Origin of the sequence: Domibacillus mangrovi, from assembly GCF_001906925.1 — a bacterium.
Classification (GTDB): Bacteria; Bacillota; Bacilli; order Bacillales; family Domibacillaceae; genus Domibacillus; species Domibacillus mangrovi.
Genome location: NZ_MRWQ01000012.1, coordinates 17,983 through 30,647, shown reverse-complemented (window position 1 = coordinate 30,647; position 12,665 = coordinate 17,983). Strand labels below are relative to the sequence as shown.

9 protein-coding genes are annotated in these 12,665 nt (G+C 42.2%); all 9 read right to left on the bottom strand.

The features are described from left to right. Positions 1–138 precede the first annotated feature (138 nt). The gene (gene leuD, locus BLL40_RS13155; protein ID WP_073712336.1) at positions 139–738 is read right to left on the bottom strand and encodes a 3-isopropylmalate dehydratase small subunit; all 600 of its coding nucleotides are present in this window, start codon (positions 736–738) and stop codon (positions 139–141) included. A 16-nt stretch (positions 739–754) separates the two neighbouring features. Next, on the bottom strand, positions 755–2,167 hold the full coding sequence (gene leuC, locus BLL40_RS13150; RefSeq protein WP_073712335.1) for a 3-isopropylmalate dehydratase large subunit: 1,413 nt from the start codon (positions 2,165–2,167) through the stop codon (positions 755–757). Between the two features lie 106 nt (positions 2,168–2,273). Beyond that, complete coding sequence (gene leuB, locus BLL40_RS13145) at positions 2,274–3,383, bottom strand: 3-isopropylmalate dehydrogenase (RefSeq protein WP_073712334.1); 1,110 nt, start codon at positions 3,381–3,383, stop codon at positions 2,274–2,276. An 18-nt stretch (positions 3,384–3,401) separates the two neighbouring features. After that, on the bottom strand, positions 3,402–4,949 hold the full coding sequence (locus BLL40_RS13140; RefSeq protein ID WP_245797950.1) for a 2-isopropylmalate synthase: 1,548 nt from the start codon (positions 4,947–4,949) through the stop codon (positions 3,402–3,404). After that, positions 4,936–5,958, bottom strand: a complete 1,023-nt coding sequence (gene ilvC / locus BLL40_RS13135; RefSeq protein ID WP_073712332.1) for a ketol-acid reductoisomerase — start codon at positions 5,956–5,958, stop codon at positions 4,936–4,938. The genes BLL40_RS13140 and ilvC overlap by 14 nt, the downstream gene beginning before the upstream one ends. A 38-nt stretch (positions 5,959–5,996) precedes the next feature. Continuing rightward, a complete protein-coding gene (ilvN, locus tag BLL40_RS13130) occupies positions 5,997–6,518 on the bottom strand; it encodes an acetolactate synthase small subunit (protein ID WP_073712331.1) in 522 nt (173 codons plus the stop codon). Continuing rightward, positions 6,515–8,251 carry an acetolactate synthase large subunit gene (gene ilvB, locus BLL40_RS13125; RefSeq protein WP_073712330.1) on the bottom strand — a complete coding sequence of 579 codons (1,737 nt, stop codon included), beginning with the start codon at positions 8,249–8,251 and terminating at the stop codon, positions 6,515–6,517. The genes ilvN and ilvB overlap by 4 nt, the downstream gene beginning before the upstream one ends. A gap of 452 nt (positions 8,252–8,703) precedes the next feature. Then, on the bottom strand, positions 8,704–10,371 hold the full coding sequence (gene ilvD / locus BLL40_RS13120) for a dihydroxy-acid dehydratase (RefSeq protein WP_073712329.1): 1,668 nt from the start codon (positions 10,369–10,371) through the stop codon (positions 8,704–8,706). Between the two features lie 251 nt (positions 10,372–10,622). Continuing rightward, positions 10,623–12,581 (bottom strand): transglycosylase domain-containing protein, encoded by a 1,959-nt coding sequence (locus BLL40_RS13115; RefSeq protein ID WP_073712328.1) that lies wholly within the window; start codon positions 12,579–12,581, stop codon positions 10,623–10,625. Between the last annotated feature and the right edge of the window lie 84 nt (positions 12,582–12,665).

Sequence of the window (12,665 nt, the reverse complement as noted above, 5' to 3'; positions counted from 1 at the left end):
TCAAAACAAATGCTTATGAGGTGACGCAGAAATGTTAAAAACAATTTTAATGATTATTGGTGCCATTGTTGTTATTTCATGGATTATTTCGATTCTTTAACATACAAAAGAAGGATTCCACCATGGAATCCTTCTTGTTTAGCTATATTGTTGGCCATACACTTTTTCTTCGTATTGACGAATGTAATCTTCCTCTGTAAGTGTAACAGAAATTTCATCCCAGCCATTTAAAAGCATTTTTTTCCAATATGGATCAATATCGAAATGAGCCACAAACCCATTTTCATCGTTTACCGATTGTTTTTCAAGATCAACATGTAGACGATAGCCTTCTTCTTTTGAGCGCTCCATAACCACTGCTACTTCTTCTTCCGTTAACTTGAGCGCAAGAATACCATTTTTCACACTATTGTTATAAAAAATATCCGCATAGCTTGGCGCAATGATAATCCGGAAGCCATAATCAAGCAATGCCCATGGCGCATGTTCACGTGATGAACCACACCCAAAGTTTTCACCGGCAACCAGTATTTCGGCACCTTCATATTGCGGTTTATTCATAATAAAATCTTCTCGTTTATTACCCTCTTCATCAAAACGCCAGTTGTAAAAGACAAACTGACCAAAACCTTGGCGCTCAATTCGTTTTAAAAATTGTTTCGGAATAATTTGATCTGTATCAATATTTGTACGGTTAAGTGGACAAACAACACCAGTAAATTGATTAATCGGCTGCATATTGTACCCTCCTTTATTATAAGTTAACGCTTGATAATTCACGAACATCCGTAAAGTGACCTGTCACAGCTGCTGCTGCAGCCATTGTTGGACTGACAAGATGCGTTCTCGCACCATTACCTTGACGTCCTTCAAAGTTACGGTTTGATGTTGATGCACAACGTTTCCCTGCCGGAACAACATCATCGTTCATCGCAAGACACATGGAACATCCAGAGTCACGCCATTCGAAGCCTGCTTCCATAAAGATTTTATCAATTCCTTCTGCCTCTGCTTGCTGCTTTACTGTTTGCGAACCCGGTACAACAATGGCTGTTACATTGCCTTGTACTTTACGGCCTTTCGCTACTTCAGCCGCTGCACGTAAATCGCTAAGACGAGAGTTTGTACATGAGCCAATAAAGACGAAATCAACAGGGATATCCGTTAGCTTTGTACCTGCTTCAAGACCCATATAGTCTAGTGCAAGGCGAACGGACTCTTTATCTGCTTCACGCTCAAATTGATCAGGAGATGGAACAGTACCTGAAATACCGCTGCCCATTGACGGATTGGTTCCCCATGTCATTTGCGGTTCGATTTCCGTTGCATCAATTTCAAGTGTTTTGTCATATGCTGCTCCTTCATCTGTCGCCAAAGCCAGCCACTTTGCGGCTGCAGCTTCAAATTCTTCACCTTGAGGAGCATAGCGCCGTCCGCGTAAATATTCAACGGTCGTTTGATCAGGGCTGATGAGACCTGCACGTGCCCCTGCTTCAATAGACATATTACAAATTGTCATACGCTGTTCCATTGTTAAATCACGAATTGCTTCACCTGTGTATTCCATGATATAACCCGTGCCAGCATTTACACCAAATTTTGCAATAATCGCAAGAATAATATCTTTTGACTGAACACCAAACCCTAGTTTTCCATTCACTTTAATTTGTAATGTTTTAGGACGTTGCTGCCAGATTGTCTGCGTAGCAAGAACATGTTCTACTTCACTTGTACCAATACCGAATGCAAGTGCACCGAATGCGCCATGTGTAGACGTATGACTATCTCCACATACAATCGTTTTACCCGGTTGTGTCAATCCAAGCTGTGGACCGATAACGTGAACAATTCCTTGATCTGGATGGTCAATATCTGCAAGTTCAATACCAAACTCACGGCAATTTTGCTCAAGTGTTTCAATTTGTTTTTTAGAAACTTGGTCATTGATAATATGACGATCAATCGTTGGTACGTTATGGTCCATTGTCGCATACGTTAAATCAGGCCGTCTCACACGGCGTCCACTAATTCGTAATCCTTCAAATGCCTGTGGAGATGTTACTTCATGTACAAGATGCAAATCGATATATAGAAGATCTGGCTTCCCTTCTGTTCTGTTTACAACATGATTTTCCCAAATTTTTTCGATAACATTTTTCTTCGTCATACCCAGTCCCTCCTCTTACATATGTGTGTTTTTGATAAAAAACGGGGATCCCTTCCTTCCCTGCAATATGTGCAAGTAAGAATAGAATCCACCGTGGCTTTTCCCTTTACATATAAACAATAGTATCAGTTGCAACATCTGATCCGTTTGCTACTCGCTGTGTCACAAGTTCAATCATTTTATCCGTTCCAACCACTGTACTGCCTTCCATTTGTAAATCCTGGGTGCAGTATCCATCATTTAAGACAGACTGTACAGCACGCTCAATCGCTTCTCCTTCTTCACGCATGTTAAATGAGTATTTCAACATAAGCGCAGCCGATAGAATCATCGCAAGTGGATTTGCTTTATTTTGTCCGGCAATATCTGGGGCAGAACCGTGGACCGGTTCGTATAGACCGATGCCGCTTTCTGACAAACTTGCAGATGGCAACATACCAAGTGAACCAGTAATCATGGATGCTTCATCACTCAAAATGTCTCCGAATAAGTTTTCTGTCACGATGACATCAAATTGTCCAGGGCTTGAGATAAGCTTCATCGCCGCAGCATCAACATACATATGATCAACTGTCACATTCGGATAATCTGCTGCTTTTTCATTGACGATTTCGCGCCACATACGGCTTGATTCAAGTACATTCGCTTTATCAACAGACGTTAATTTGCCTCCTCGTCCGGCGGCAAATTCAAACGCTTTGACAACGATTCGTTCAATTTCAGCACGCGTGTATTGAAGTGTATCGACAACGATGTCATTGTTCTCACCGCGTCGTTCACTTGGTTTCCCAAAGTAAAGGCCGCCTGTCAACTCACGAACGATCAGCATATTTACATTTCCGGCAATTTCAGGCTTTAGCGGAGAAGATTGCACAAGTTTCTGAAACGATGGAATTGGACGTAAATTCGCAAACAGTCCAAGTTCTTTACGAATCGCGAGCAAACCGCGCTCCGGACGTTCTGCTGATGGCAAGTTATCCCACTTTGGACCACCTACTGCACCGAGCAGCACAGCGTCACTATTCCGAGCAAGTTCCAATGTTGATCCCGGAAGCGGTGTGTTATGTGAATCGATCGCTGCACCACCGATATCCGCATACTCAATTTCAAATTCGTGGCCGAAACGCTTACCTGCTGCCTGCAAAACGGCAACAGCTCCTGATGCGATTTCCCGGCCAATTCCATCACCTGGCAATACGGCAATTTTCTTCTTCACGTAAACCCCTCCGTTGCATTAAATGTGTGCTTTTTCAACTCCAGATTGTCGCGCTTGTAATGTGACCGCACGATTCACTGCATTTAAATACGCAAGCGCGGATGATTCAAGAACATCCTGTACTGTGCCGCGTCCACTTGATTCCATTCCATTCCATTGAATACGAACATGTACTTCAGCGAGTGCATCTCGTCCGCCGCCAACCGAGTTGATTTTGTAATCAAGTAACTTCACTTCTTCGTCTACTATTCTTTCAAGCGTGTTATAAATGGCTTCAACGCTTCCTGAACCGGTACCCGCTTCAGTTACATTTTTCCCATCAGGCAAGACAGCTGAAATCGTTGCAGTCGGAATATGCTCTGTTCCATACTGCACTTGTATGCTTGACAATTTATAGCCTTTTACATCCGTTGCTTGCGTTTGCTTGTCAGCAAGAATAGAGAATAAGTCTTCATCTGTAATTTCTTTTTTACGATCAGCAAGTTCTTTAAACGTTTTGAACGCATCATTAAGTTTTTCTTCTGTTAATTCAAAACCGAGTTCCGCTGCTTTACTTTTAAAAGCATGGCGACCGGAATGTTTCCCCATCACGAGCTTATTCGCACTTAATCCAACCAATTCTGGCGTAATGATTTCGTATGTTGTCTTTTCTTTCAACACACCATCCTGATGAATTCCCGATTCATGAGCAAATGCGTTGTCGCCAACGACTGCTTTGTTCGCCGGGACGATCATGCCTGTTAATTTGCTGATCAAGTTGCTTGTGCGTTTAATTTCGTTTAGCTTCAAACCAGTTGTCGCTTTGTAAAAATCATTACGTGTGTAAAGAGCCACTGCCACTTCTTCAAGCGCCACGTTGCCAGCCCGTTCACCGATTCCGTTAATTGTTCCTTCTACTTGACCCGCCCCGCCTTCAATCGCTGCAAGTGAGTTTGCTGTCGCCATGCCAAGATCATCATGACAATGAGTAGATAAAATCGCTTTGTCGATATTGCGGACATTTTGTGTTAAGTATTGGAATATTTCTTTAATTTCCCGCGGGGTAATATAACCGACCGTATCAGGAATATTGATAACCGTTGCACCGGCATCAATCGCTGCCTCTGCCACACGAGCAAGAAAATCAAGTTCTGTCCGGCACGCATCTTCTGCAGAAAATTGTACTTTTGCAAAATTTTGTTTTGCATATTTAACAGATTCCACTGCACGTTCAATCACTTCTTCTTTACTCATCTTCAATTTATACTCTCGATGAATCGGTGATGTTGCGATAAAGACATGAATGCGTGGTTCTGCTGATCCTTTTAACGCTTCCCACGCTGCATCAATATCTTTTTTGTTTGAGCGAGCAAGACCGGTTACAGAACTGTTTTTTACAGTATTCGCAATTTGTTTGACAGCGTCGAGGTCACCGGGAGAAGCGGCTGGAAAGCCCGCTTCGATGACATCTACACCTAATCGTTCTAGTTGCTTTGCAATTTCGAGTTTTTCGATTGTATTTAAGTTTACACCTGCGGATTGTTCTCCATCCCGCAAAGTTGTGTCAAAAATCTCAATTTTTCGCACCAGAACCCACTTCCTTTTTGCCTTGTTTAATAAATGGCATTAATGCACGCAGCTCTTTCCCAACAACTTCAAGTTGATGTTCACTTTCACGACGAGTGATTGCTGTAAATTCTGGACGATTTAGTTGATTTTCCTGCAACCAGCCTTTTGCAAATTTACCTGTTTGAATATCAGTCAATACATCTTTCATACGTGCTTTCGTTTCCGATGTAATTACGCGTGGACCGGAAACATAGTCACCCCATTGTGCTGTATCTGAGATTGAATAGCGCATGCCTTCAAGGCCGCCTTCATACATTAAGTCAACAATCAATTTCAATTCATGCAAGCACTCAAAGTATGCAATTTCCGGTTGGTATCCAGCTTCAACAAGTGTTTCAAAACCAGCTTTAACAAGTTCTGCTGTACCTCCGCAAAGGACGGCTTGCTCCCCAAATAAATCTGTTTCTGTTTCTTCACGGAAAGTTGTTTCAAGAATACCTGCACGACCTGCTCCTACACCTTTTGCATAAGCAAGCGCAATGTCTTTTGCTTGTCCAGTTACATCCTGATAAATAGCGAATAGTGCAGGTACGCCTGCGCCTTGCTCATACGTACGGCGAACAAGATGGCCCGGACCTTTTGGTGCAGCTAGGAATACATCAACATCAGCAGGAGGTACGATTTGGTTAAAATGTACGTTAAAACCATGAGCGAATGCAAGTGCTTTTCCTGCAGTTAATTCAGGCTCAATTTCTGCTTTGTAAACAGCTGTTTGATATTCATCTGGAAGCAGGATCATGATTAAGTCTGCTGCCGCACTTGCCTCACGTACTGTTTTTACGTCAAAACCGTCTGCAGTTGCTTGATCAAATGATTTACCTGGGCGAAGTCCTACAACTACATTTACGCCGCTTTCACGAAGGTTCAAGGCATGTGCATGGCCTTGAGAACCATAACCGATGATTGCAACCGTTTTGTTAGATAGTACCGCTTCGTTAATGTCACCATTGTAATATACTTTTGTCATTTTCTTCATCCTCCAAAAATTGTTTGATTTTTTTTATTTTAATTTAAAATAGAAAACGGTTTTGATTCCGACACGAGGCGCTGTGAACCGCGTTTAATCGCTGTTTGTCCTGTGCGGGCTACTTCTTTAATTCCATAAGGGCGAAGAAGTTCAATCATCGCTTCGATTTTCTCGAAGTTTCCGACAACTTGAATAGTAACACTATCTTTCGCCACGTCAATAATTGTTGCACGGAACGGCTCGATAATGACGTTAATTTCAGCGCGCGTTTGCGGTGTCGTCATTACTTTAAGAAGCGCAAGCTCACGCGTCACAATCGCCTGATCCGTAATATCATTTACTTTTAACACATCAATTTGCTTATTGAGCTGCTTTAGAACTTGCTCAACCATACGGGCATCTTCCACATGAATGACGAATGTCATTTTTGACACGCCTTCTGTTTCTGTTGCACCGACTGTAATGCTTTCAATATTAAACTGGCGGCGTGTAAATAACCCGGTAATCCGGTTTAAAACACCGCTCTGATTAAACACCGTTGCTGTTACGATTCGTTTCATTGCGGTTTCACCCCGATCATTTCATGAAGTCCTTTGCCTGGCGCGATCATCGGATAAACCATTTCTTTCGGCTTAATACGACAGTCAATTAAGACCGGTTCATTATCCGTCAATGTTTCACGCAATACTTTCTCCGCTTCTTCCTCAGTGGATACTTTGTAACCGCGAATTCCGTATGAGTCAGCCAGTTTGATAAAATCTGGCTGTACTGGAATAAGAGACTGTGAATAGCGCTCTTCATAAAATGTTTCCTGCCATTGACGAACCATTCCGAGAGCCATGTTATTATACACGATAATTTTAACCGGCAACTTCAATTCAGCAACAATACCTAGTTCTTGAAGCGTCATTTGGAAACCGGCATCACCAGCAATCGCTACAACGGTTTTATCTGGTTTCGCAATTTGGGCACCAATCGCTGCTGGAAAACCGAAGCCCATTGTACCTAAACCGCCTGATGTTACCCACTGATCTGGTTTGTTAAAACCATAATATTGCGCTGTCCACATTTGATGTTGTCCAACGTCTGTCGTTACAATGGCATCGCCTTCTGTAATTTCGTGAATCATTTTCGTTAGGAGCTGCGGTGAAATTCCTTCGCCATCTTCCGTATTCCAAAGTGGATTTTCCATTTTATCCTGTTGTAGTTTCACACGCCATTCATCCGCTTTTGGCGCTTCAAAATCAAGGCTCATAATCTTTTTCAAAGCCTCGCATGCATCTGCAACGATTGGGATGTGTGTTTCAACATTTTTACCGATCTCAGCAGGATCAATATCAATATGAGCAACCGTTGCACTAGGTGCAAAATGAGCCAGATTTCCTGTCAAACGATCATCAAAGCGTGCACCGATATTGATAAGTAAGTCTGTTTCATAAAGGGCCGTATTCGCTGTATTTGTGCCATGCATTCCCCCCATACCAAGGAACAATGGATGATTCGCTGGGAATCCGCCAAGGCCAAGTAATGTGTTAACGACCGGAATTTGCATTTTTTCAACAAATTGAAGCAACTCTTCAGATGCCTTTGCATGCAAGACTCCTGCTCCAGCCAAAATAACCGGTTTTTTCGCCTGTGCAAGCGCACCCCGAAGCTTTTTTACTTGCAGGCTATTCGGTTTAAAGTTAGGCTGATAGCCTGGAAGATCGACTTCCGTTACAAATTCAGCTTCACCAATCATGCCTGCAATATCTTTCGGAATATCGATTAATACTGGACCCGGACGTCCTGTTGTAGCAATATGAAACGCTTCATGAACGATTCTTGGTAAATCATTCATATCACGAACTTGATAGTTATGTTTTGTGATAGGCATTGTAATCCCAATTACATCCGCTTCCTGGAATGCATCTGTACCAATAACACTTGTCGCAACTTGACCTGTAAAAACAACAAGTGGAAGGGAATCGATCATTGCATCCGTAATACCCGTTACAAGATTTGTCGCACCTGGACCAGACGTAGCAAGTACGACACCTGGCTTACCAGATACACGTGCATATCCTTCAGCTGCATGAATCGCTCCTTGCTCGTGGCGGGCTAAAACGTGACGAATTGGGTTTTTATATAACGCATCATAAAGTGGAAGAACCGCGCCACCTGGATATCCAAAAATCACTTCTACATTTTCTTTTTTTAATGATTCAATGAATAAATCAGCACCGTTTATCGGACCTGCTGAGGCTTCTGTTATGCCTGTATTCAATTCTTTTACCTTTGCATTTTGGCTCATTATTGTTCTCCCTCCAAATATTGGTTATTGTCCGTATTGGCAAGAGGTGACTTCTTCTGGGACTATGTGACCTCGGTCACGAAAACATTACGAATACCCCAGGTCATGGCATTGTTAGCCTTTGTTCTTAAACAAAAAGAAAAGTCCCTTCACGCCTGCGCCTGCCTAAACAGTATACGCAGGGGTGAAAAGACTTCATCACTTTTCACGGTACCACCCTGATTCACAGCATTTTTCTCAAAAGCTGCCTTATGGACCGCCGATAAACCGACCGGTCCTTTTGATAACGGGTGACTTGCACCCGGCTCTCCCTACTGGATGACGTTCAGGAAAGCACTCAGAGGGGATGTCGCGGCAGGATGTATTCCCGGCTCTCAGCAATAACCGGTTCTCTGTGAAATACAAATTCCTGAAACTTTTTCCTCTTCAACGTGTTTTATATACGTAATTCATTAAATTTTCATAACGCCGCCTGTATTAGCGGATGTAACAAGCTTCGCGTACCGTGCTAGCCAGCCCTTTTTAATTTTTGGTTCAGGCTGTACAAAGTTGGCTTTACGCGCTGCCAATTCTTCATCTGTTAAATCAACATTCATTGTACGATTAGTTAAGTCGATAATAATTTTATCACCATTTTTGACGAATGCTATAGGGCCACCTTCAGCTGCTTCTGGAGATACATGACCGATTGAAATACCGCGTGATGCACCAGAGAATCGCCCGTCTGTCATTAAAGCGACTTGTTTAGCAAGTCCGCGTCCCGCAATAGCAGATGTTGGTGTTAACATTTCCGGCATACCAGGGCCGCCTTTTGGTCCTTCGTAGCGGATGACAACAACATGACCTGCTTTTACTGTACCATTGTTAATATTTTCAACTGCTTCATCTTGTGATTCAAAGACGATCGCTTCTCCTTCAAAAACTTTAATAGAAGGATCAACAGCTCCGACTTTAATTACTCCGCCATCTGGCGCAATGTTTCCATAAAGGATGGACAAACCGCCAACCGGGCTGTATGGATTTTCTTTTGTACGAATCACTTTATCGTTTGTGATAACAGCATCTTTTACATTTTCATAAACTGATTTACCTGTAATTGTAATACGTTCGTTATCAAGCGCACCTTTGATTGAACAAAGTTCGTTAATAATCGCACTAATTCCACCAGCATCATGAACATCGGCCATTGTGTAATCCGATGCCGGACTGATTTTAGCCAAGTATGGAATTCGTTTTGCCACTTCGTTAATCTCATTTAAATCATAATCAATTCCTGCTTCATTTGCAATTGCCAATGTATGGAGAACCGTGTTCGTTGAACCACCCATTGCCATATCAAGAGCAAATGCATCATCAATCGCTCTTTTTGTCACAATATCGCACGGTTTTAAATCATTTTCAATGGCATTCATTAAATGTTGTACCGCTTCTTTAATTAGACGGTGACGTTCGGTTGATGTAGCTAAAATCGTTGCGTTACCCGGCGGTGTTAAACCGAGCATTTCCATCAATGAATTCATTGAATTTGCAGTAAACATACCTGAACATGAACCACATGTTGGGCAGGCATTTGTTTCAATATCGTTAAGCTCTTCTGCTGTAATTTTACCTGACAGATGAGCTCCGACACCCTCAAATACAGATGTGAGTGTAAGTGGTTGGCCTGTTGATGAAGTTCCGCCTTCCATCGGACCGCCGGATACGAAGACAGATGGAACGTTCGTTCTTACAGCTGCCATCAACATACCTGGTGTAATTTTGTCGCAATTTGGAATATAGAATACGCCATCAAACCAGTGTGCATTAATAACGGTTTCTGCCGAATCCGCGATTAGTTCCCGACTTGGAAGTGAATAGCGCATTCCGATGTGACCCATTGCGATACCGTCATCAACACCAATTGTGTTGAATTCAAACGGAACACCGCCCGCTTCACGGATTTCCTTCTTTACGACTTCCGCAAATTTATTTAAGTGAACGTGACCCGGAATAATGTCTATATACGAGTTACACACCCCAATAAATGGTTTATGTAAGTCTTGCGTCTTAACGCCGGCTGCATAAAGCAAACTCCGATGTGGGGCGCGTTCGATCCCTTTTTTGATCATATCGCTACGCATTGTATCTCCTCCAAGATGACTGGCCATGCATGCATGTATTCATTCATGCTTTTGACATAGATTTAAATATTTTTTAATCTGAAAATTAAATTTATATTGTGTCCAATGATAACGCTCTTTTCCACTTTGGTCAACACCTTTCAACCATTTTTCCGTCATAATTAGACTTATTTTTTAATCTTTTATTTCGAAAGCGCTTTCGTTTAAATACTACCAAATACAGCCGAATGGAATTCCATTCAGCCGCATGATTAAAACCATTCATTTAACTTATCAACAAGTTGATCATACCAATTTTTTTCTTCTATTTTTGCATCTTGATCTATTGTATCGACATCAAATGATGTTTCTCCTATATATGGAATTATTTCTTCGACAATTTCCGAAAACAATGGGACAGCACCATCTGAACTATTGCCGGATAAGTAACTTGTTTCACTGACTTCTTCCACGCCTACCCAAACAGCTCCAACTAAATTTGGGGTATACCCTATAAACCATTGATCTTCTGTTCCGTTAATCCCTTCAATTGGTACTTGTGTAGAACCTGTTTTACCAGCAATATCAACGCCATCCACTTGAGCTTTTCGTCCTGATCCCCGTTCAACGACTCCAAGAAGCATCGATGTCATCATATCCGATACATCTTCCGTTGTGGCTTTCACTTCTTTTGGCTCCCATTTTGGTTTAATCTCACCTTCTGGTCCAACAATTTTTTGAATAAAGAAGCTTTCCTTCCGAACCCCTCTATTCGAAAACGTCGTATAAGCTTCAGCCATTTGAAGCGGTGATACTCTTGGTTTTATATCTCCGAGTGCGATGCCCAATGTTTCATCTTCCGTTTTAAAACCGAACCGGTGTAAAGCATTAAGCCCTTTTGTTAATCCTATTTGATCGAGCAGCCAGACAGCCGGGATATTGAGCGATTTTTCAACGGCGCGGTACATCGGTACCTCTCCTTCGTATGTACCGCTGAAATTCGATGGCGAATACCCGCCTTCCCCTTCCCCAAATGTCATCGGTTCATCTTTCAGCATATCTGTAGGCCTGTACCCGGCTTCAAGAGCTGGCGTGTAGACAACAAGCGGTTTAATTGTAGAGCCTGGTGACTTTTTCATCTGCGTCGCAAAACTGAAACCACGGAATACATGTTCACCACGCCGGCCAACAACAGCCAGTACACCACCTGTTTTCGGGTCCATCAAAACGGTGGCGCTTTGTGCATTTTCCCCACTCACCGTTTGAGGAAAAATGGAGCTGTTTTCGTATACATTTTCAAGTCCCGATTGTATATTCTGATCAAGCGTTGTATAAATATTGTAGCCTTGTGTAAGTAAATCATCCTGTGTTAAACCATAACGCGAAATCGCTTCATTGATCACTGCGTCTGCAAAATGCGCATATTTTCCTTTTAGCGGATCTCCGCTTGCATCTTTAAGTACGACACTTGTATCGGCTGTTTCATCTGCCTGCTGTTGCGTTATATATCCATATTTAACCATTTGATTCAAAACGACTTTCCGCCGGTGGAGCGCATTGTCCATATTATCAATCGGATTATAGCGTGACGGTGCTTTTACCATTCCTGCAAGCATCGATGATTCCGCTCTCGTTAAACTTGACACATCCTTTCCAAAATATTTTTTGGACGCATTTTGAACACCCCATGCACCATTTCCAAAATAACTCGTATTTAAGTACATCTCTAATATTTCTTCTTTTTTATACACTTTTTCAATTTCAATCGCGAGAAATAGTTCCTCTATTTTCCGTCGATATGTTTTTTCTGGCGACAACAGCGCATTTTTCGTCAACTGCTGTGTAATCGTACTCGCTCCCTGCACGCGTGATCCTGCTGTAACATTTGTAAAAGCGGCCCGGAATATGCCTTTTACGTCAAATCCGCCGTGTTCATAAAAACGATTATCTTCAACAGCAACGATCGCTTCCTGTAAATGCTTCGGTATCTTGTCAATAGATACACTATCTGTTCGGTTCGCAGAAAGTTTGCTTGCTTTGTTCCCGTCACGGTCATAAATGAGTGTCGACTGGGACAACCCTTGCTTCAATGTCTCCACATCTGCTGATTTCATAAAATAAAAACCAAATCCAAGTCCCACAAGCAAGACAATGGACGCTAGCAAAATTGTAACCTGTGTCATATGAAACTTGTGCCAAATATGTTTTATAAACCTTTTCATTATGTTCATTTCTGTCTTTTTCCCTTCTGAAAAATGCGATACGGACTGTTTTCATTTTAAGCACACTCTGTCAAATTGCAACGAAAATGACTA